The sequence below is a fragment of the Litorimonas sp. genome, assembly GCA_029936425.1.
Classification (GTDB): domain Bacteria; phylum Pseudomonadota; class Alphaproteobacteria; order Caulobacterales; family Maricaulaceae; genus Litorimonas.
In genome coordinates this window covers 69,718-92,842 of sequence record JAPYSU010000008.1, presented here as the reverse complement: position 1 = coordinate 92,842, position 23,125 = coordinate 69,718, and the positions used below count along the sequence as shown (strand labels likewise).

At 47.5% G+C, this 23,125-nt stretch carries 13 protein-coding genes and 1 CRISPR repeat array; of the genes, 4 read left to right on the top strand and 9 right to left on the bottom strand.

Annotation, left to right across the window (positions count from 1 at the left end; translation table 11 throughout):
- The first annotated feature begins 277 nt into the window (after nt 1–277).
- Complete coding sequence (locus ACN0IC_RS09125) at nt 278–2,572, top strand: TonB-dependent receptor (protein WP_416878469.1); 2,295 nt, start codon at nt 278–280, stop codon at nt 2,570–2,572.
- Nucleotides 2,573–2,590: 18 nt separating this feature from the next.
- Entirely contained in the window at nt 2,591–3,346 is a 756-nt protein-coding gene (locus ACN0IC_RS09120; protein ID WP_416878468.1) for an SDR family oxidoreductase, read from the top strand.
- A 63-nt stretch (nt 3,347–3,409) separates the two neighbouring features.
- Here ACN0IC_RS09120 and ACN0IC_RS09115 read toward each other — a convergent pair whose 3' ends face one another.
- From ACN0IC_RS09115 to ACN0IC_RS09100, 4 genes are all read right to left on the bottom strand, one after another.
- Nucleotides 3,410–5,362: a DUF3604 domain-containing protein gene (locus ACN0IC_RS09115; protein WP_416878467.1), complete on the bottom strand. Its 1,953-nt coding sequence runs from the start codon at nt 5,360–5,362 to the stop codon at nt 3,410–3,412.
- Nucleotides 5,363–5,497: 135 nt separating this feature from the next.
- On the bottom strand, nt 5,498–6,499 hold the full coding sequence (locus ACN0IC_RS09110; protein WP_416878466.1) for a HupE/UreJ family protein: 1,002 nt from the start codon (nt 6,497–6,499) through the stop codon (nt 5,498–5,500).
- Entirely contained in the window at nt 6,499–7,326 is an 828-nt protein-coding gene (locus ACN0IC_RS09105; RefSeq protein WP_416878465.1) for a peptidyl-prolyl cis-trans isomerase, read from the bottom strand. Before ACN0IC_RS09105 ends, ACN0IC_RS09110 begins: the two co-directional genes overlap by 1 nt.
- 32 nt (nt 7,327–7,358) lie before the next feature.
- Nucleotides 7,359–7,892, bottom strand: a complete 534-nt coding sequence (locus ACN0IC_RS09100; protein ID WP_416878464.1) for a nuclear transport factor 2 family protein — start codon at nt 7,890–7,892, stop codon at nt 7,359–7,361.
- Between the two features lie 242 nt (nt 7,893–8,134).
- Between ACN0IC_RS09100 and ACN0IC_RS09095 the strand changes: the two genes are divergently transcribed.
- Nucleotides 8,135–9,112, top strand: a complete 978-nt coding sequence (locus tag ACN0IC_RS09095; RefSeq protein ID WP_416878463.1) for an alpha/beta hydrolase — start codon at nt 8,135–8,137, stop codon at nt 9,110–9,112.
- Between the two features lie 70 nt (nt 9,113–9,182).
- Nucleotides 9,183–10,430, top strand: coding sequence for an NAD(P)/FAD-dependent oxidoreductase (locus tag ACN0IC_RS09090; protein ID WP_416878462.1), 1,248 nt, complete (start codon nt 9,183–9,185; stop codon nt 10,428–10,430).
- A gap of 1,514 nt (nt 10,431–11,944) precedes the next feature.
- Here ACN0IC_RS09090 and ACN0IC_RS09085 read toward each other — a convergent pair.
- The 5 genes from ACN0IC_RS09085 to cas1 all read right to left on the bottom strand — a co-directional run bounded on the left by ACN0IC_RS09085 (nt 11,945) and on the right by cas1 (nt 23,094).
- A complete protein-coding gene (locus ACN0IC_RS09085; RefSeq protein ID WP_416878461.1) occupies nt 11,945–13,168 on the bottom strand; it encodes an RHS repeat-associated core domain-containing protein in 1,224 nt (407 codons plus the stop codon).
- A gap of 176 nt (nt 13,169–13,344) precedes the next feature.
- Nucleotides 13,345–13,941 carry a hypothetical protein gene (locus ACN0IC_RS09080; RefSeq protein ID WP_416878460.1) on the bottom strand — a complete coding sequence of 199 codons (597 nt, stop codon included), beginning with the start codon at nt 13,939–13,941 and terminating at the stop codon, nt 13,345–13,347.
- Nucleotides 13,942–18,651 (bottom strand): RHS repeat domain-containing protein, encoded by a 4,710-nt coding sequence (locus ACN0IC_RS09075; RefSeq protein WP_416878459.1) that lies wholly within the window; start codon nt 18,649–18,651, stop codon nt 13,942–13,944.
- Nucleotides 18,652–19,066: 415 nt separating this feature from the next.
- A CRISPR array of direct repeats spans nt 19,067–21,741; the repeat unit is 36 nt; unit sequence GTTGCGGTTGGTTCGGCTTTTCCAGAGTGCTAGAAC.
- Between the two features lie 73 nt (nt 21,742–21,814).
- Nucleotides 21,815–22,156, bottom strand: a complete 342-nt coding sequence (gene cas2, locus ACN0IC_RS09070; RefSeq protein ID WP_416878458.1) for a CRISPR-associated endonuclease Cas2 — start codon at nt 22,154–22,156, stop codon at nt 21,815–21,817.
- Nucleotides 22,153–23,094, bottom strand: coding sequence for a type II CRISPR-associated endonuclease Cas1 (gene cas1 / locus ACN0IC_RS09065; protein WP_416878457.1), 942 nt, complete (start codon nt 23,092–23,094; stop codon nt 22,153–22,155). The genes cas2 and cas1 overlap by 4 nt, the downstream gene beginning before the upstream one ends.
- Between the last annotated feature and the right edge of the window lie 31 nt (nt 23,095–23,125).

Sequence of the window (23,125 nt, the reverse complement as noted above, 5' to 3'; positions counted from 1 at the left end):
ACCGCTGACCTGACGTCCGCAGAATTTCACCTTTCGCCAAGCGTTTTCGCCAGAGTGACTGATTGACCGTTAACTTAGTGAATGCTGAGTAATGGAGCTATTGTTGCTGCACAAATTTCCTTTTTAGAGCGGTGAGTTTTGGCGGTTCTAGCTAAAAGACATTGCCTAATTTGTGACCTCTGAGAACCTCAAGTTTTTATCACTAGCCATTAGATTAGTATTCAATTGCTCGCCAATTTGTAAAGTTCAGACATATATAATTTCTAGGGGAATAGCCATGTCAATCAAATTTGGTTCAAGTTCAGCCGTGCTTTGTGCTTTAATCTTTGGTGTTACAGATTTTGCTTACGCGCAAACTACAGCAGGCGGAGGAGTTGACGAGATCGTCGTTACCGCCCGGAAGAGAAAAGAAAATTTGCAGTCTACCCCAGTCGCGGTCACAGCCTTGACCGAAGGCGTGCTCGAGCGAAACCAAGCCCAAGAACTTACTCAAGTTGAAAACTTTATACCGAATGTAGAGTTAGAAAGCGTAAACTTTTCGGGTAATGCCTTAGGAGCTTCTATACGGGGGTTGAGTTTCTCTGATTTGGAAAAGTCATTTGACCCAACGGTCGGTGTATCCATTGATGGCGTTTTCCTGGCTTGGAATACAGGCGCTTTGTTTGATCTCGACGATGTTGAATCTGTTGAAGTTCTACGTGGCCCGCAAGGAACATTGTACGGGCGAAATACAATCGGCGGAACAATCAATGTAAGGCGAAAGCGCCCATCAGGCGAGGCCAATCTCCGGACAAGCACTTTATTCGGTTCTCACAATCAATTTGACTTTAAAGTATTTGCTGAATTGCCTGTTGTAGAGGATGTCCTGGCGGCTAAATTATATTATATTCATAATGAGTCGGATAGCTTTACGGATAGTTTCGTTACGGGTGAAAATGACCCGGGCAAAGACTCAGACACATTTGGTGCTTCTTTCCTCTTTACCCCTACTGAAAATTTCGACGCCTATCTTGCTTTGGATTACCAAGACGACAATTCTTTCTATCCACCGATCCTCAACTTGACAGAGCAAGGTGAAGGTATCTGTGCTGCCTTGGGCGCTTTAGAGCCGTCTGCTTGCCGCGAAGGTTCTTTTGATATTGCAGAAGATAGCGGGTTTGAAACTTCTTTTGGCGCTATTCCTTACACGGCTCCAATTGAGACGTTCGCAGCAACGCTAGAAATGAATTGGGAAGTTGGGAACGGTACAATTACATCTGTCACTGGTTTCCGCGATTCAGAAGAAACGCTTGAGGAAGAAAATACAGGAACACTCCCAATCGATTTGGGAGCCGGACCCGTTCCTCTAATTGCAGCCTATCGACCCCAAAACTCAGACCAGTTCAGCCAAGAGATTCGATTCTCTTCCGACCTCGATGGCCCGTTTAACTTTGTTTTAGGGGCGTATTATCTTGATACCCATTACGATATTTTTCCTGTTGATAGTCCTTTCGGTGGTACAGATAGTGGTCAGATTTTCTCCTTGGGTGCCGCGGTTCAAAGTTACTATGCAGAGCAAGATACACGTGTTGCGTCTATTTTCGGCGAAGGAACTTATAATCTAACGGATACTTTGAGGATTACAGGCGGCCTACGTTATTCATCCGAGAAAAAGGAATTTCTACGGGACTTCCTGAACCCTGCCGATGGTTCGGTTGATGCAAGTGCTCAGGCCCAAGAAACTTTCAACGATCCGACTTGGCGCGTGATTATTGATAACCAGTTTACGGATAATCTGTTTGGGTATGCCAGCTATTCAAGAGGTATTCGAAGCGGCGGATTTAATGGTCGTGCTGTGACACCTGATGCTATCGGACCTTACCAACCAGAGACACTCGACAGTTTCGAAGTTGGTTTCCGCGCCCAGACATCGGATAATAAGCTACGTTTCAACCCAACATTATTTTACTCGAAATATGATGATAAGCAGGAAGAACTGCTGTTCGGATTGGGTGATAACACCACTGCGACTATCGTATTCAATGCAGCGTCTGCCGAAACTTACGGCGCTGAACTTGAAGGGGTCTATGTCCCGAATGAAAATCTGAATTTCAGATTTGCTGTAGGTCTTTTAGAGTGGAAATACAATAATTTCACGGCTCTGGACACACGCATCGGCTCTTCTACGGAGGGTCAAGTTATTGATATTTCAGATACGGCCCAATTACGCCGTGCACCAAAATTCACTTTTGCCTTAGGCGGAGATTACATTCTGCCTATCGGCAATGCTGATCTTACCTTCACGGCTAATTACAAACATACAGATAGCTTTGTGGCAGGGGCGGCTCTGTTCGAACTTGATCCGCGAGCTATCAAGCCGTCTACAGATGTTGTAGATATTTCAGTGACGCTTGATACTTATAAAGAAGATACTGGCCTTCCGATTGACTTGTCGGTGACAGCCTTCGGTAAGGATGTACTGGCTGATGGTGTGGGCCGAAACGGACGGCCATTTAACGCGCTACCGGATTTCTACTTCACCAATCCTGAGATTGCGCGTCGTTGGGGTATCGAGTTCAAGACAAGCTTCTAGATAAAGCGCGTTCTAAAAATGACAGTCAATAAAAAAGGCCGTGTTGCCAGTAAAGTCGCCATTATAACCGGCGCGGCACGCGGTCTAGGTAAAGCTGATGCACGCCTGTTGGCCTCTGAGGGGGCACAAGTAGTGATCACCGACATTGACGAAGCTATTGGTAGGGAAACGGCCCAATCCATCGATGGGGCCGTTTTCATGCAGCAGGATGTGCGCAATGAAGAGCGTTGGAAAGAGGTTGTTGACGAAACCGTTAATCAGTTTGGCCGGCTTGATGTCCTAGTCAATAATGCGGGTGTCGTGGATTTTACGTCCGTTGAAGATAGCACTCTCGAAAAATTCAGGTTCATTAATTCGGTCATGGTCGAAGGAACATTTCTGGGATGTAAATATGCCATTCCGGAAATGACAAAGTCCGGCGGCGGATCCATCGTGAATATTTCTTCAATTGCCGCAAAGAAGGGCATGGGTCCAATTGTATCATATACCGCAGCGAAGGGCGCTATTCTGTCTATGACACGGAGTATTGCTGCGCATTGTCTGGAAGTGAAAAATAATGTGCGATGTAATGTGATCCTTCCCGGGACACATGACACGGATATGGTGAAGTCGGCGGTGACAGGTTTGACAGATGATCAATTGGCCGAGCCCGCAAAAGCAAATGCAATGGGAAAACCAGAAGACGTTGGAAATTTGGTGCTTTATTTGTCTTCAGATGAATCCCGCTTTCTCAACGGCTCCGACATCCTTATCGACAACGGCGAGTCACTCTAATACCCCCGAAAACCTCATACCGCTCGGATGGTGAAATTTTCTTAGCGAGCGGCTTTTAGATAGTTAGTTATCTGTTTCGTACCAGATGGGAGAGCTATAAACACGCTCTTGCAAAGTAGCAGGTACTCCGTCCGGTAGATCGACGCCGAAACGCACGGCGTCATAAGTTGACCATCGGGGCGTTGGAATTTCCAAAACGCGTGCATAATAAAAAGCATCCAATTCAGTATCAAAATCTGGATCAGTCCAGACGGCGGATAGCTCTACCGCGCCTATGTCATTTGAATAAGTTGCTGTTTTGACGTCTACAGTATTGCCAACAGGCTCGGCTTTTCCATCTGCCTCAACAATCCGATTATCTGAAAGGCTGACGTTGTAAATTTTTTCGTGAGATGTCCCCTCTCTATCCACCCAACCTTTTATGATTTGAGCCCGGTCTAAATTTGCGCCATTTGGGTCTCGCAACGCGCTGAGCAGAAAAACGGGTGCCTGATCTGACGTTGCTGTTTCCAAGGTTCCGCCCATTGGCACGCCGCCCTTATAGGCTCGTTCTACAAAATTCGATGCCTTCAGGTCTGCTTGATTATAATTCCATCCCGCGAAAAATCTCAGCGCTATTCTAGGGCCAGTACTCGCGTAAACCTCCTTTCGGCGCAAAGCGTCAAAAATTGCCTCCCGGGTATTTTCTCTTGCCCAAACGCCCGTATATCCGGAAGACGACACTTTGATGTTGGGCCATAGATAATCGGCCATCTTATTACTCAATCGGTCTATTTTCGGCTCGGATCCAGGGAATTTACCGAAGAAATTATCATTATCAGATGTCGAAAGCCCGGTGTGAGAATCAGTGCTGCCAATCATTCCAAATTTATAGGGGTTAACGCCTATTCTATCCTCTATCTCCAGACCGACTTTAAGGGCTGAACGCCCATACTCATATTTGAGCATGTCATCTATTTTCTCTTCAGACATTGCGACATTTCCTTCGTCCCAATTCTCAAATTCCGCGAACTCATCGTCAGGCGAAAGTGTTGGGTGCGACTCCGCATCCCCTTTGACCTGTGTGACCTCGTAAATAGGCTCCCATCGCGCTCGTCTTAATGCGTAATCCGCATCAATAGGATCACCATTCATGTCGGTGACTGCAAACATGGCCCCATTGCTTACATTTCCATTGTGAGGGATTGCCATGACGTCTCCCCCGGTAAGGTCTTCATACCTTTGCAAAGAGGCCCACAAATCTTCTGGATCCTGACTGTCAATGGCTGAGAAGGGCCGTTGCTGTCCGGCTTTTGAGGCGTCATCTTTAAAGATCACAACTCGATGGAGGTTGTTCCCTTCATAAATAGTCGTCCATTCATAGCCGATTATGGCGGTGAAGTTACCAGGGTCATTGTGTTTATCAGCAATGCTTGCAACTTTTTGCCAAATTGATTTTTGTAATTCTTCAGGTATTAATTCTGCATCACCTCTTTGTTGTACAGCATCGACGAATTCCTCCATAATATTTCGATCTTTCCCTTGATCAAAATACTCTGCCCATCGGCCACCTACCGGGGTGCTCTTGATAGCGGCTTCTAACGATATTTTGGATTTTTCGAAAATTTGCGAAACGGCCTTCGTTTCCTCTGGCGGGGAAATTGACCAGTTAGACACTTCCTCATCCGTCAAACCCGCCATGACACCTACATATTCTGCATGATCTGTAACCGCTAAAAAATCCAGAGGGACCGAAAGTCTGGCTGCGCCGCCAGAAGTGCTTTCGACAGTTTCCCCTTTTGCAAATCGATAAGCCTCATCCGGGCTTAAAGACGTATTACCGAGAGTAAAGGCATCCATCGACAAATTTGAATGTAAGTGGAGGTCCCCCCACAAGACAGTATCGGGAAAGGAATGCGTTAAGGCAGGAGAGTAAGGGGTTTTGTTTAGCTTTTGGTCCTGCGCAGAAACGGACGCGGAGGCCAGAAGGGTTGCTGACAGTAAAAGAGCGAGCTTAATTGATTGGTTTTTTCTCATAGTAATCTCTCTCCCGATTAGCCATATTTTACGTCTTTTCTAGTTTAATCCAATCAATACAAAAGCTAGGTTTTTGGCGATTCACCTGTTGCGATTATTACGTTGATTAATTTCCATCTTTTGAAGAGGATGACCTTACATTATTCTCTGTAAGACCCAAAACATCGATAGTGACCCAATAAAGTAACTGGACAACAATTCGGCCGGACGTCTTATCTTTATTTTGTCTGCCAGAGCGATGACCACCAGGATTACGCCAACAAAGGCAATTTGGCCAAACTCCACCCCTAAGTTGAAAGTCAAAAGGGCCGTTGGAATTTGTTGATATGGCATTCCTATATTCGCCAGTGCGCTTGCAAATCCGAAACCATGTAAAAGCCCAAATGCGGATGCAAAAATCCAAGGGCGTTGTTCTGTGAAGCGCATTTGATCTGGTTTTTTCTGAGCTATTTCGCTCGCTAGAAATAAAATGGAAAGCGCTATAACAGCTTCGACAGGTTTGATGGAGAGGCTGACCCATCCCAGGGTCGTCGCAATTAATGTCACTGAATGCGCCAATGTAAACGCGGTTATGGTTTCAAAAATACGGCGCTTTCCTTTGATGAGAAGGACCAGTCCCAGGACGAATAGCAAGTGATCGAAACCAAACCAGATATGTTCAACGCCTAGAACGAAATAGGTTTTTGAAACATCCCAACGGGTTGGGTTTTCAGTAAATTGGATTTCAGGGTCACTGGGGGAAGCCCTCAAGGTCTGTTGCTCGCCGGATAGCGGCTGAAAGCGTGTCAGTACATCGGTGACGGTGGAGTCCAGTCCAGCAAATACTACTGAACGACCCTGTAAAGACTTTTCACATATAAAACTGATGCCGATGAAAATAACTCCTCCGCTTTTTTGATGCGTAGAAACTGCTTCGCTCAGGCAATCCCCCGGCATCTCGGGGATGACAGCTAGAGGTCGACCCAGCCGAAGCGGAGCTTTCCAGATTGTGTCATAGATGAAAGCTGCTTGAGTAGACTCTTTACCATCACGTTCAACTTCAGTAATTTCAAGGTAGCCTGGATTTATTTCATGGGCTGTCGCTGTCGAGCTAAGCATTAAGAATATTGAACCCAGAATGATGAGAAAAACGCGCATCAATCTTCTGACGTCTGAATAGTAATTTTATAGGGTTCGCGAAATTCGGCATATGTCGTGTCGATTTTTTGCGCCTCGGCGTCGCGTAGGAAATCAAATTGAACTTTCTCCGAAACCTCCTCAAAGGCCATCGTTCGTTCTTCCGCCGATTTGTCAATCCTTACAATATGTATTCCAAAACCGGAAGAAATCGGGCCCGACCATTTGTTCCAGGGCAAGTCCTTGACCTGATTATAAAAGGACAACCCGAAAGTTTTTGAAATTTGGTTTTGATCCGTTTCGGTAAGAAGCTTCGGCAGGCTGATTTGGTGTCCCATTCCGTATGTAGTCGCGCCGGAGTTTAAAGCCGCGAGGTCTTGGTTGAGCTGGCTCTCTTTCTCTGATTTATAATATATTTGTTCAATAGTGTAGGTTGGCTTTTGGAGATAATTTTCTAAATTATTCTCATAATATTTCCGCAAATCACTCTCGTTCGGTTCAAGAGAGTCGGTCGAGAAGAAATCCATTTTTTGACGAAGGCGCCTGCGAATAACAACGTCATTCTGATCAAGCCCCAATTTGAGAGCCTCTCGATAGTATATTTCGTCTTTGATGTGTTCTTGAACAAGATCCTGAAGTTCTTTCTCCGTCGGATTGCGTCCCCAGGTTTTGGTCCAAAGCCTGCTCATGCGATCTATTTCCGATTGGGTGACCACAATGTTGAAATTGTCCGAAGAAAGAGAAGGCGGACGGACAGCATCCCAAATGAATATCAAACTACCCAAAATAGCAAAATGAAGGAGAGGCTGTCGCAAAAAACTTTTTCGAGACGTAAGAGATTTAACCATTGCTTGTTTTCGTTACTTTATAGTCGACACGCCTATTCGCGCCATTTTGACGTCACGATTGTGGACGGATCACTTTCATTTGTTTGACCTAGCGCGTCCTGAGGGCCGTCTATTAACCCTCCGTCATTGAGCTCTGTATCCTGTCTCCAGTCAAACACACCATTTCTGCTTTTGAGCCACCATTCATCATTTTGCTTTTCGAACCTGTCAATATAACGCGCGCCCACAGTGACAACATATCGACGTCCAATGCCCGGAAAGGGCATGTCGACCGGATAATCAGCAGGCAAAATGTGGGTCGCTGTTAGGTAGCTTTCGCAATGCGCAACGTCGCCATCGAAATTAAAGAGTGTATTGGCAAGTTGGTGATGGGTAGAAATCATTGGATCTATTATGGCTTTGGCTTGTTCAATAAACCCTCGCCAATCTCCTTCGACCTCTCCAAATAAAAAAATAGCTTCATCATGAAAAATTTTAGGCATGAGATCCCACCGTCGCCGATCAATCGCGTGGGTATAAAGGTGAAGCTTATCTGCGATTTTTAGCCTGTCTTCGACACGTGCCATAAGATTCCTCCGCAATGCAACCTTCGCACAATGGCGAGGTGCAGGCGATGAATAAAGCCTCTTCTAAAGAATAGGTTTTCACCAAGGGTCCACGAACTTGTGTAGCTTTATAGTTTTCTCACGAAATTTAACGTGCCAACTATCTTAGTTGTGAGTTTAATGCGTTCATTATTTGATGAAAAAGACGGTAAGTAGGTTGTAATATATCTGCCAAAAAAGAATTGAGTGTTGAAACGCTGTAGATGGAACAGAATAAGCATAAAGCCCTGGTAGAAAAATTATCTCTCGTAAATGTTGAACTGCGTCCTGCATTGAAGACATTTACAGAATTTGAATTGAATGACGAAAACCTTACAAGCATCAGGTGTTTTCCGACGCCCGAACCATTACCAGAGCCTCACTATCGCGAAGTAGTTATAGATTGCCCCGATCGAGAGGGCAGTCTTCGTATGCTGATTGTTGACCCTGTCTCAGACGGGCAGAGCCGTCCTGCTATTGTATACTTACATGGAGGAGGATTTGTGTTTGGTTCTCCCGAACATGCTCTTCCCTCAATGCAAAAACTGGCAGCCTCTGTGGGCTGTGTCATCGTTTTGCCAGAGTACCGTCTTGCGCCCGAAGCCTCTTATCCGGCGGCCTTGAATGATAATTACCTGGCACTAAGTTGGATCTTTAAAAATGCAGAAGATCTCCGGATCGACCCGTCCCGTATTGCTATCGGCGGGGATAGTGCGGGTGGGGGGCATGCTGCTATTTTATCAATATCAGCGCGGGATCGCGGGGAATACCCTATCGCTTTCCAGTTATTGGTGTATCCGATGTTAGATGACCGCACAGGAAAAGTTACACCTCCTGCAGAGGATACTGATTATTTTATTTGGTCAACTAAGAATAACGATTATGGATGGAGTGCTTATCTTGGCGGTACGTCAGGCGCACCCTGTCCATCTTCAAGAGCTGTACCCGCTCGGATAAGGGACTTAAGTAACCTTCCTCCAACCTTAATAGCAACGGGAAGCCTGGATTTGTTTGCCAGGGAAAACGCTCAATTCGCGCAAAGGCTCAAAGAGCAAGGCGTCGATGTTGCCTTTAAATCATTTTCTGGTGCTTACCATGGCTTTAACGTGATGGTTCCTAACGCTGATATTTCTAAACGTTTTCACCAATTTTGTGTTGAGGGCCTCAAGGGTGGACTTGGTATCGAATCTCATTCTGATTGAAATGTTAAATTAGTTTGTCGATATGAAACGTCTGAGTAGAATTAAAAATGATAGCAGGAATTGAATAGAAATGAGTTTGGAGAAGGATATAGATGAAGATAAAGGTGTTTTGATTGTAGGAGCCTCTCACGCGGGCTCTCAAGCTGCTGTGAGTTTGCGGCAAGCGGGATATCTCGGGCCTATTACATTATTGGGGGACGAATTAGATCTACCCTATCATCGTCCCCCACTTTCCAAGGACTTTATAATCGGGAGTAAAGAGATCAGAGATATTCTGCTTCGACCAGAAACAGCCTACCAAACCGCAAATATTGAGCTGAGGCTAGGGGAGCATGTAACTGAAATTGATCGTAAATCAAAAGCGATTCTCACAAAAAATCGTGAAATAATCAAATATGAAACTCTTATTCTTGCTACGGGGGCCCGGGCTAGGGGATTAAATATTCCCGGAGCAAATACAGATAAGGTATTTTATCTTCGTAATGCACATGATGTGAGAGCAATAAGGAAAGCTTCTAAACCTGGAAAAAGGGCAGTAATTATCGGAGGGGGATATATAGGATTGGAAACGGCCGCTTCACTTAAGAAACAAGGTTTAAAGGTGACTGTGCTTGAAGCTATGGACCGCATCCTTAAGCGCGTTACCGCGCCAGTAATCAGTGATTTTTACAGACGAATCCACTCGGAAGAAGGCGTGAAAATTGTGGAGAGCGAAATGGCCTCGCTCATTGAAGAATCTGAGGGTGACTTGATTGTTCACTCTACGAATGGCAGCGCCTATCCTGCAGATTTCGTGATTGCAGGTATTGGCATTGTACCAAATACAGAAATGGCATCAGATGCGGATTTGGAAACGTCGAACGGTGTTGTAATTAACGAATACTGTCAGACTTCTGACCCATCTATTTATGCTATTGGCGATGTATCATGGCACTACAATCCGATTTATAATACTCATTTGCGGCTCGAAAGCGTGCCCAATGCAACTGAACAGGCGAAAACGGCCGCTGGCCATATCTGCGGCAAGCCGAAGCCTTATAATGCTCTACCCTGGTTTTGGTCTGATCAATTTAATTTAAAACTACAAATCGCCGGATTGTTTCAAGGTTTTGATGACATAGTTGTCAGGGGCGACCCTGAGGGAACTGAACGTAGTTTTTCTGTTTTTTATTTTAAAGGTGACAATTTTCTTGCGGTGGATGCAGTAAATTCTCCCAAAGCTTTTATGATGTCTCGAATGGTCCTGACGAAAGGGCAAAAGCTTAATAAAAAAGTCCTATCGGATACGAGCGCCGATTTAAAATCAGCTGTCATATGATCTTGGGTGACCGAATTAGTATAATCGTTCGTATAATATACTTGCTCTTAGGCTAAATAAAATTAGAGGCAAATATTTTTGAGATATGCAACCTCATGTATAAAAAATTATATAAAATTTAATGTCAGAGAGAATAAGGAATATAGGCTTTTATTGAACTAAAATATGCATTTTCAGACGCATCTCCGGTGCGCCATATTTTTCAAATACTTGTTAGAATACTTAGTCTGCCTTGCTTATTACCGGAAGCATCGGTGCTATTTTAAGGTTTCCTATTGTAATACTTTTGGTTTGGACGGTGTCGACTTCCGATGAAATGAATATCAAATGTTAGTTAGTCTCTAAATTTGTCATTCATAGCTAGACACAACCCTGAACTCTTCACGCATTGCCTCCACACAGATTCTTGAAACCGGCTTTTACAGAGGGTTTTCCGCAATTGTCGGCAAAACATCTCCGGTCAAGGGCTAGGCAAAGCGGCGCAGACGGCCATAAAAAAGACGAATTAAACGATATAAAAAAGCTTGAAGCAGGCGTTTCATGCGGCTGCCCATCTGGGGGTCAGCTTTGGCGTTCGTTGTCCGGTAAAAAGTGGACGGCCCGCGGGGTCGGTATCCTTGCCGGAGACCGAATTTGGTAATGTTTCGCAAGGGCGCTAACCCCGCGGCAGCGATTGGAACCGGAGCGGCTTTGACCATCCGAACGCGGGTCTGCGAAGCAGACGTAGTGAGGATGCCGCCATATTCATTGTAAACTGCTCTTTCCGAAGTCTTACGACTTCGGCGCGACGTTGTAATCGACTTCCTAAGTCGATTACGGGCACTCTGCGCCCACAGTCGCGCCGGGACGAAGCCGTTTGCAGCTTCTGGACGCGGTAGGCAGGCTAACCCACTCTCGGTGGCCCGGCACAGTTCACCCTGTCACAGGTGAATGCTCAACCTCGCTGTCCCCTGAACCAGAACCTGACGCGTTCCTGTCCTTGTTCAGAAGAACGAGTTTGATGATAGGGGTAAATACGAAAGCGGGGACGCATCTCTTGAGGTAAATTATAAGTCATTGTAATTGCTGAACAATTTGGCTATCACGATACCGCATAAACGCAGATCGTTTATTTTGAAAGAAGAATAAGGCGACATTATAGACCCCGCTCATCCCGGCACAGACCGGGATAGCGTCGAAGTGGGCCAGATGTCCGGCCACTGCCGTGGCCTTTTCCGATTATATCTGATCCGCCGGATCAAATATTTTACTTACGTGAACCACCTCCAAAGCGCTTTATCTTGCTATCCCTCCATCACGTCCCATACTGCCCTTCTTGACCCATCTTCCTTCTAATAGAAGTAAGAAACAATCGTAACAAACGCCATGGATATAATAGGAGGTAGGATTAGAGCTATTGGCAGGTCAATACCAATAATGAATATCGATGCGACGAAAACCATCGCGCCTGCACATAGTCCAGTTATCGCACTCTGTTTTAATTTTTGATTGTCTAACTTCATCCGCATTTCACATTAGCAACTTTCGTCTTGACCAGATTGACAGGCGGTGCGTTCCTGACTTTGGTTATAGGCACTCGCAATACCGCCTCCTGTTGCACCTAATGTTCCTGCTCTTTCTGTAGTCATTCTCGCTGCACCTTCGACGGCCTTATCAAAAGTGGTTTCACCTAAGCTGCCAGTATCAGCACGACTAACAGCCCTACCTACTCTATCACCTTGTCTGCCTGCCGCACCTCCGGGGATGCCAGACAATCCACCTTCGGCTGCGGATTGAGCTGTTTGGCCAAGATCAACATTTGATAAGTCTCCCCCATTTTCTTTCAATTGGACACCAACGTCTATACTTGCATTGATTCCTGCACCAATAAGAGCATCCTTTCCTGCTTGCCTTGCAGCAGTGGCTATCATAGCCATTCCAATCGCTCCCTCACCAGATGGGATTGTTGCAACATCAATAGCTACAATTAATGCTCCAGCAGCGGTCAGCTCATTAACAGTCGATCCGTGACCAGGCGTTATGGCCCCGCCAAATGAACCGACTGGGCATGAGATAGGTGCATTAACACACATGCCTGTGGGATCAGTGTTGTTTACCGGGTCGTTGAAAGTATAGCTGTAACGATTAAAATAACCCGGCTCCCCTGTCTCCATAAACGTCACAGGGTCCACACTCAAAAACCGTCCCATGACCGGGTCGTAATAGCGGGCCTGCATGTAGTTCAGCCCGGTGGCGCTGTCCTTGATATGGCCTGTAAAGCCGCCGTGATCCTTGAGCAGGGTCGGATCGTCCAGCGCGAGGCCGAAAGGGGTGTAGCGGGAGCGGGTCGTGACCGCGCCGAGGGAATTCGTGATCGCCACGGGCGAGCCGAGCGCATCGACATGGGTATAGTTAAAGCCCTGACCGCCGATTATGCGCCCGATTTCCATCCCGGCGGCGCGGATATAATCCGTATATTCATTCGCCCCGCCATCCAGCGGGTTGAAGTCCGCCACATGGACCAGCGCGCCGCTAGCGTCATAGATATTATAGAGGGTCCGGCCATTGACGACGGATTTGACCCTTTTTCGGTTCCCGTCATAGCTGTAAGTCCCGTTCGTCGCCGTCCCCCCGTTCAGAGAGCCGGAGACCGTCTTAAGCTGTCCGAGAGCGGCAAAGCCATTATTGGCAAAAGACTGACCCGCGCCGAGCCCCATCAATGTAACAGCAAGAAAGATATGAAAGATTATCTTCATCATCGTCAAATCAGAACGGCCCTAAAGGACTAAATACGAGTCGACCGTGAAAGTGGGCCAGAAGGTCCGCCACTGTCGTGACCTTTTCAGATTATATCTGACCTGCCGGATCAAATATTTCACCTACGTGAACCCCCTTTAAAGCGCTTTATCTTGCTCCACACCCATTTTGTCCCTTTTCAACTGGCCTTCTCATTTAACACGTCTTTTATTTCTGTAAGTGGTGTTGCCGAAAGGCGCAGTTCCTTATCTATATTCGTATCAATATCAGTGGAGTAAACTTTGGTTAGCATACCTATTTCTCCGATTTCTGATTCTACTACAAAATCAACAATGCGCTTTTTTTCTTCTAATTTCATATTCGGCAAAACATCATCAATCAGAACTATATCACTAAGTCCATCATCATATTTATAAATCAAGAACTTCCAATTTGAGGCATCAATCTCTATTTCATTTCGAGACCACAAAAACTTGCGATTCCACTTTTTTGGAGGTTTTGCAGCCAAGAATATCCATCCCTCAATTTCAGGGGCAGCTGCCGTTATTGATTTAGACATCTCAAAAGTTTCGATATCTCCAGATGGAGAAAATGCAAAAAATGACAATGGTGGCTTTTCAGTGAACGGGCCAATTTCCCACGCAGGTATGTTCAGCTTTGACATCCATACATCGACAGACTTTTGAAGGTCATCGGATATTTTATCGGGAACCAAAGCACCGTTGTTTTCTTTAAACCATTCCCAGAACTCTTTATGTTGAGCTTCTTTTGTCATCTATTCTGGAGGAGAGATACCACAGCTTGACCAAGCACATGGGCTAACCTCATTCCTTTTGTTATCAAGCTGACCTACACCGCCTCGTGCATTCATAGCACGTTGCTCCGCAGCTCGCGCATTGCCTGTGCTAGTTCTGCCAACTACTTGAGCCTGACTTCGGTCCCTACCATCCGAACTTACTTTTCTTCGCTGGGCAATGTCAGAGCTTCTTCCTACATATGGTTTCCCTGATTGCGTGGCATTTCCTGGCACTACGTAAATAGCTTCATCGGCACTTGATGCTGTCACTGATCGTGTCGCCGCCGGAGCCGGGGTAGTGTTTGGCCCGATCTTTCCAATACTTGCGGTTCCAAGTGCATTGGTTAAAGCCCCGACGACTTGCATTTCACCACTCGAAATTGATTGGTCGCTTGGCATTGTTTGACCAATATCAGAGACAGGTTGGCCATATTTTTCGACAAGCTCTTGCGGATTGTCTGGGCCGGGCAATGCGTTTCTTACGGCGTTCCGTATTTCACCGCATATACCTTCATCGCAAATCATTCCGGTTGAATCTGCTCCGTTCACAGGGTCATTAAAAACATAAGCATACCGGTTAAACATTCCCGGCTCACCCGTCTCCATAAACGTCACGGGATCCACACTTAGAAACCGTCCCATGACTGGATCGTAATACCGGGCCTCCATATAATTCAGCCCAGTGGCGCTGTCTCTGATGTGACCAGTAAAGCCAACTTCGTCGTCGAGCCGGGCCGGGTCATCAATGCCGAGGCCGAAGGGGAGATAGCGTTCCCGGCTATCTATCGCGCCAAACAGGTTCGTTGTGGCGACCGGACTCCCGAGATGGTCATTATGCTCGAACACCATGCCGGAGGAGCCTATTCTGCCTATCGCCTGTCCATTGGCCGAGATGTAATCCGTATAGGTCGAGGCGCTGGCGTCTTTGATGTGGACGAGTTTACCTGAAGCGTCATACACATTGTAGATCGTGTCGCCATTGACCTGTGAGCGCACGCGTTTCAGGTTCCCGTCATAGCGGTAAGTCCCGTTCGTCGCCGTCCCCCCGTTCAGAGAGCCGGAGACCACTGTGGGCTGATCGCTATAGTCATAGACAAAGCCCATTGTGCCAAGGGTGGTGACATTGCCGCGATTGTCATAACCGACCGTGCGGATGCCCGTCCCGCCGACGCCCGTCCCCGCCGCCTGTGAGTCCACTGACTGATAGACGCGATTCTTATTGTCATATTGCAGGTAGATATTGCGCGATCCGCTCCACCCCGTACTGCCGCTGCCCGTAAAGATGCGAGAGCGAATATTGCCAAGACTGTCATAAACATTTGTCCCGCTGCCCCATGGACCAGAAGCTGTCTTGAGTTGCCCCAACGGGTCGTATGTGAAGGTACGATTGTTTCCAGTCACGGCTCCATCAGTGATTGAAGTAATTTGGCCGCGACTGTCATAGGTGTAACTTAAATCCAACGCCTTTACGCCCCCTTTAGTCGCTTGCAGTCGATCTGTCAGCTGACGGGAGTTTAGCGTTTTGCTATAAAGAAAACCGTTGTCATAGCTAATTTGGCTCGGAGTACCAGACGCGTGGAAAGTATAGTTTGTAGCATAGTCTCTATTGGAATCATGGACATATGTCGCACGACCTAAACCGTCAGGAGTGTATCTCAACAGTCGATTGGAAGGATACCGCTTAAAGACCATATAACCTGAAGAATTGTAGAAATAGTCCAGATCGAACGCTTCATTATCGACCGTCAGCGTTTCATTGGTCAATTTGTCTAGAGAATTGTACGCATAAGTCCAATTGACAGCGCTCGCTCCATTGCCACGATTAAGGTTCAGGATATTATTATTATCGTCATAGCTGCGGCTGATGTTTGGTGTATTACTATCAGCAAAATTGGTGAAAGTTTGTCGCCCTAGATTGTCATAACCCAACGTAACTTTAGCCACTCCGGAAGCAGTCGCGCAGGTTGAGCCGTTCGCTACACCCTTTTGATAGGCGACCATCTGGTCAGCGTTATTGTAGTTATATAGCGTATCGTTGCCCTCTTCACCACGATAACGGCACAAACGACCGAGGTTGTCGTAATAGAAATGCTGGCTTTGGTCGACGGAAAAACCACCAAGGTCACCTCGCTGCCTTACCCAATAGGTCTCACCCCATTTATTTTGATATATGTCGGTCTTACGACTATAAGCCCCATTTGCGTAATTATAGATCGCACGGTAATTTTTGCTATCCGGTCCCTCAAATCCAAAGCTATAGTAATCAGTCCGCGCGCCAGTAGGGTCTGTAACAGTGTGTCTGTGGTTTGCGTGGTAACTATGTGTGGTTGTTGCATTCGCTGCCGTTTCAGTTGAAGTCTTAACCCTTCCCAATGAGTCATAGGTGTAATTGGTACCTTGGGTATGAGATGCGGATGTAGACGGCAGGGATTTGAAGATAACGCGGCCCAGCCCATCATAGGCGGTATTTACATAGGAGGACCACCCCGTATCCAGCGCTTGTGTGCGTTCCAAAATCGGGCGGAAGAGCCCATCCATGGTGATCGTTGTCCGGCCTTGACCTTTGGTGATAGTCTGAACCGCCCCGCCGCCAGAGAAGTTATAACCGATGGAGGTGTTATCCCAGCTTCCCGGCGGGTTGATTAGCGTCAGACGCCCCATTGAGTCGCGCGAATAAATCGTCTGCTGCTGCTTACCGTCCGTCGCGGTCATGACCCAGCCATTGTCATCCACGGTTTGCTCCAGCGTGATTTCATCGGAGGTATTATAAGCGAGTTCCACCTTTTGCGGCGTGCCGCGTTTCCAGAGAGTAGCCCGATTAGTGCGCCCAAGTGCGTCGACCACAGTATTTAAAGTGCCGTCGCCGTTATAAGTCGCCGACATGTGATCGAAAGCGGCCCCGAATCTTTTCACCGCGGTTAGTTTGCCTGTATTCATGTCATAGTCAGAATCTGAGTACTGACGACCGTTCTTGGTCACTATATTGGTGAGACCTAAAATCCATTTTGTTTTGTTATGAGCGTATGAGATATCAATCTCTCGATCTTCCCACCCTGCCGCTGTTGTGACATTGCTATATTTTTCAATCAACGTAGGCTTTCCATATGAAAAGTCGCTAGAACCTGGATTGGTGTTATAATCTGTATCCGTCGTGAATACGTCCCCGTCCTGAGAGGTTTCAGTTTGTGTTTTATAGATGCGCGTCGTTTTGGAGAAGTTTGTGATACCGCCAAAATGACGCCCAGCCAATTCAATACCCACAATGTTGCCTGTGGCATAACTGTTCTCGACAGTTCTCAGGGGCGTGCTCTGCCCTGCCGGAATCACTTCCGTTTTCATGAGCGAGCCCTCAAGCGGGCCAAAGCGCCGATTGACGTGGAAAACCGTTTCATGACCTAGTGGGTCTGTAATGGTACGGGTTTTCGTGTCGGCAGGGTGGGAGGAGTAATCCGTGTAAGACCCTAGGTCTTGTTCATAATCACGTGTCCAAATTGAAGTGCCGCCTGACGGTATGGTCAGGGTCTTTTTTGTGACAGCGAAAGAATAGAATCCGGTCGCGCTTGCTCGGGAATTATAACCGATATGGCAGTCTTGCAGCGTTGGGTTGCCAGCGCCGGGGTTTTTCTGGACGATTGTCATATGTGTCCGGCCATTACGAATAACGGTAAAATCAAATTTCGCCGTCGTTCCGCTCGGGTGCTTCACAGTATAAGGCGTAATAGATGTACTATTATGGAAGGCACAGATATCTGTGACCCACGGATCAAGCGCAAATGTGTGGCCCGTCATTGTCCAAAACCGGTTATCCGGTAGCGTCACCCGATTTAGATAGCCCGAGCTATCATATTGATAGGACCAAGTTCGTCCGTTTGCGGTGACCGACGATATCTTGGAGCCAGAATATCCGAAGGTAATTTCTCGGCCGTCACTTGAGTGAATACGACTTGGGCGCCCACCCGCATATTCATAGCGAACCCAGTTATTATGAACATCCTTTATCTCTGTGACGTAGAGGACTTCCTCGCTGACAGTATAGTCGGTTTGAGCTGTAGCTTTGAATTCACGCTCATAATATGTTTTACGAAATCCAAAAGTGTATTGGTCTCCATTTGGGGCTGTCGCGATAAATCCCTCTCCGCCACTTTGAGCATTCGCCAGACACGTTACAATCCAGTTATTTTTGGAAATCATTCTAGCGCCCGTTCCTGCAAACTCAGGACTGCCGCCGCCATTTAACTGTTGTGCCAAGGTGCCGGGATTTCTCCCGGGAACACTTAAGTTAAACCCATTGAAATACGACTCTGGCTCGACTCGGTGTGAGTCGCCGCCTATTACGTCAAATGCATCGGGATATAAGTCGCCTGTGCAACGGTCTGTATTCGCGCCAAAAAACGGAAGGTAGTGGCGCGAAATGTAGGGTATGGAAGGGACCCAATCGCCAAGCCAGGACCCTGCAAATCCGTCTCGTGATTTTGATCTTCCAAATTCAACAGGAAGGTTATTATTTCCGGGGAGAGACACGTCCGTCTGCGTCAAAGAAAGGGCGCCTGTATCAATATCGGTGTGATCGCCGACTAGGTCGTTACCGAGCATGTCAAGGTTATAAGAGTTATACTGAGCTTGGATGTCTCCCAGATGGGGAAACGGCTCTCCGTCTCCGAATACACCGTCCCTATTTTCTGGTTCCACGCAGGGATCTTCTTTTGGCTCTTTCGCATTCTCTTTAGTCCCGCTCTCAGTAGGAACACACTCTTCAGGTTCGGGAGTGGGCTCTTTTGGAGATTGAGCCGTCGCGGCACTGGCTAAAAAGAGTAAGCTTATCAAACTAAGTAGAGCCAGCTTAAGGGCGTTCCAGTTTTGACAAAACATGCGCTTCCTCCAATACAATTTAAAACAGTAAAGGCAATGTTTGGAGAAAAAAGTCAACGGATAAAAAGTAAGAAGAAAAACTTTTCTTAATTATTTAATAATATCGTCATCAATCACTTTGAAGTTTTAACAATATTCAAATTAACTCTGAACTACTGCAAAAATCTATCAGCCATTTTGCAAGTCTGAGTTCCTATCCAGATAACCTGCTGAATAGAAAATTTGATACTTGATCAATGCGGTTGGTTCGGCTTTTCCAGAGTGCTAGAACTGTCTGGGCCGAGGAGGCGACAGCAACCGACGTTGCGGTTGGTTCGGCTTTTCCAGAGTGCTAGAACAAATGTCAATGACCCGGACAGCTTAATCAGTTGCGGTTGGTTCGGCTTTTCCAGAGTGCTAGAACAATCTCGTGAGAAACCTCGACGGCTCAATAGTTGCGGTTGGTTCGGCTTTTCCAGAGTGCTAGAACTGAGGACACTGTGAGCGAAAGAGTGGCTAAGTTGCGGTTGGTTCGGCTTTTCCAGAGTGCTAGAACTGATCCTGCATCATCCGGATCACCCGGAAGTTGCGGTTGGTTCGGCTTTTCCAGAGTGCTAGAACTTCAGTCTACTCCAATAGCAGCTTGCGATAGTTGCGGTTGGTTCGGCTTTTCCAGAGTGCTAGAACCGTAGAACGTGCGACCCATGGAATAGGGTTGTTGCGGTTGGTTCGGCTTTTCCAGAGTGCTAGAACCGCCGCCAGAAAACCCCAACAGTCCTTTAAGTTGCGGTTGGTTCGGCTTTTCCAGAGTGCTAGAACTCGCTACTTGGTTTTTGGTCACATTCACCTGTTGCGGTTGGTTCGGCTTTTCCAGAGTGCTAGAACGATAAACTCTTCGGTCAGTGGTTCAACGTCGTTGCGGTTGGTTCGGCTTTTCCAGAGTGCTAGAACCGGCATCAGGGGTGGTATCTGTGTAATTAAGTTGCGGTTGGTTCGGCTTTTCCAGAGTGCTAGAACCATCGCCTTTAGAGTAAAAAGCCACCGCATGTTGCGGTTGGTTCGGCTTTTCCAGAGTGCTAGAACTTCGGCGCGCAAAGCTATCCCGATGCACCAGTTGCGGTTAGTTCGGCTTTTCCAGAGTGCTAGAACGCACCCGATAGGCTTCTTCGTCATCGTCCTGTTGCGGTTGGTTCGGCTTTTCCAGAGTGCTAGAACCGCCGTAACCGCCTTTTCAATCCAATCATGGTTGCGGTTGGTTCGGCTTTTCCAGAGTGCTAGAACCGTCCGGCGCTATTTCTCCGGTCTGTCCTGGTTGCGGTTGGTTCGGCTTTTCCAGAGTGCTAGAACATAGATCCCGCAAGGACTTATGTTGTGGCAGTTGCGGTTGGTTCGGCTTTTCCAGAGTGCTAGAACCAGCATCCTTTTCCTCACGAGCCGCAGCTAGTTGCGGTTGGTTCGGCTTTTCCAGAGTGCTAGAACATTTATCCCGCGCGTAACGCACTTTGACCAGTTGCGGTTGGTTCGGCTTTTCCAGAGTGCTAGAACCACGGTCACAACGGAAAGGCGAGCAACAGGGTTGCGGTTGGTTCGGCTTTTCCAGAGTGCTAGAACGGCTAAAGCGGCCATCACCTTTCGCCATCAGTTGCGGTTGGTTCGGCTTTTCCAGAGTGCTAGAACATCTTCGTTTTCAGGACGTTTACATTGAGGGTTGCGGTTGGTTCGGCTTTTCCAGAGTGCTAGAACCGCATACTCTTGGTATCAGGTTCAACCCGAGTTGCGGTTGGTTCGGCTTTTCCAGAGTGCTAGAACTCATTTCGGCGGCTTATGCGGGCGAAACAGGTTGCGGTTGGTTCGGCTTTTCCAGAGTGCTAGAACATCTTCGTTTTCAGGACGTTTACATTGAGGGTTGCGGTTGGTTCGGCTTTTCCAGAGTGCTAGAACCGCATACTCTTGGTATCAGGTTCAACCCGAGTTGCGGTTGGTTCGGCTTTTCCAGAGTGCTAGAACTCATTTCGGCGGCTTATGCGGGCGAAACAGGTTGCGGTTGGTTCGGCTTTTCCAGAGTGCTAGAACTCCCTAAGAAGAAGCACCCAAATGAGAGTAGTTGCGGTTGGTTCGGCTTTTCCAGAGTGCTAGAACACACGCTCATTTGCCAAGATGGCTGCGATAGTTGCGGTTGGTTCGGCTTTTCCAGAGTGCTAGAACCATTTTCTCGACAATGCGGAACATCCCGCCGTTGCGGTTGGTTCGGCTTTTCCAGAGTGCTAGAACGCCGTTGTTACAAGGGCTTTGATTGCGCCAGTTGCGGTTGGTTCGGCTTTTCCAGAGTGCTAGAACCTTTATGATGCGGGTCGATGTCGCGACTAAGTTGCGGTTGGTTCGGCTTTTCCAGAGTGCTAGAACTGTTATGCCTTGGCTTCGCACCGGATTTGAGTTGCGGTTGGTTCGGCTTTTCCAGAGTGCTAGAACCGCCGATTATTAACGGTAGAGGGCTTACAAGTTGCGGTTGGTTCGGCTTTTCCAGAGTGCTAGAACAAACACGTCCAGAACCCCTTCATCCCGCCCGTTGCGGTTGGTTCGGCTTTTCCAGAGTGCTAGAACATGATGATGAGTGCGTCCCTTATGTTACTAGTTGCGGTTGGTTCGGCTTTTCCAGAGTGCTAGAACTGACGCTGTAGAGTTGCACGACCGATAACAGTTGCGGTTGGTTCGGCTTTTCCAGAGTGCTAGAACGGTTTCCGAGTCGCTCTTCGAGATCAAGAAGTTGCGGTTGGTTCGGCTTTTCCAGAGTGCTAGAACTCTTTTCACAGCCGGCGACAGGCTATGAAGGTTGCGGTTGGTTCGGCTTTTCCAGAGTGCTAGAACTACAGTGAACAATGTCGAGTTCAGAACGCCGTTGCGGTTGGTTCGGCTTTTCCAGAGTGCTAGAACTGTTGAGGTAATAAGAGATTGAAATTATTGAATTTATTCGTAATTTCTTGGATGAAAATCATCTCTTATTACCTCAAAACATCAGGAGTTGATTCGGATTTTCACGCGAATCACGTCGTCTTTGTCCTCTTAAACTGACTATATCTGCATATTGTCGGTCCGTGAACTGCAAAATATCCACTTTTCCTTCGGGCGGGACGGCCTGTTCAATTCGTTTTATAATCGGCGAAGCTTGAGCGCGACCTGTTGTATGGCGTAAATAAACGGAATATTGTGACATCACAAAACTGTGATCGAGCAGAAAATCCCGAAACTGCGTATAGGCCCGCCTTTCCGCTTTCGTCGTGGTCGGTAAATCGAAAAGAACCATAATCCACATATGCTGATAGGCCGAGAGGTGCGATAGCACCCTCACGCTTTCACCCCTTCTTCCAACATAGCCAGCCCCGTCGGCAGTTCCAAAGTCCGGCGCTCGTTCAGGCAGATTGCCGCAAGACTTTGACACAAACGATTCAGACAGGTTTGCACCGGACTTGCCCCATATGGCCCCTGTAAGTCGAGAGACAGAAGTTTAACGATCACTGCTTTCCGATCTCTGTCCAGATCGGGCAGAACATCACTTTCCTTTAAATCTTGTTTCAAGGCCAGTCTCCGAACCGTCAGGTCCACCCAAGGCCGGAAGGGCTCCATTACATCAGACGCCAATCGCAATGCCTCGCCCCGACTGCTATGATGTACGGAGAGGCTTGGATGAAGTCCGGCGGCCAGAATGCTTCGGGCGGCTCCTGCCCGCAAAACGGCATAGCCATAATTCAACCATCCATTAATATCGTCTCCCTTCTGATTTCGTGAAAATCCCTCCTGAAGAGTGCCCATCATCCTTGGCCAGTAGCGGCGCGCCGCGAAGGCTTCCTGATTGTCAGGGTCTCCGGATCGAACCCGATCGGCCATTTCAAAAAGGTCGGTCGAAACTTCATTCTCTGCCTTGAGAGCCTGAGCTTGTGCAGTAATTTTTGCTTTTATGAGCGATTGCCATATCCGCTTTTTCTGGGGTTGTGTTAACTGCGATTGCGCCTCGATAATGTGTCCCTGACTATGATGACCGGAAAGCGGCCACAGAATAGAAGCCGGGCTCTGATCCGGACCGCAGAGAATAAGCGGAATATTTTCGTCGGCCAAACGCGCCGCAAGATTTAATGATAGAGACGCCCCATAACCGCGCACGATCAAGGCTCCAATATCCGGAAGACCGACACGCCCCATTTCCTTGCTATCTTTACTCAGCTTCACAAAGCCCCGAAACAGGGACAGATGAACTCCGTCCGTGGCAATTTCGATTATGCGGTTTTGCACATTACCCCCTGTGCTGACTTAGGGGATAGGT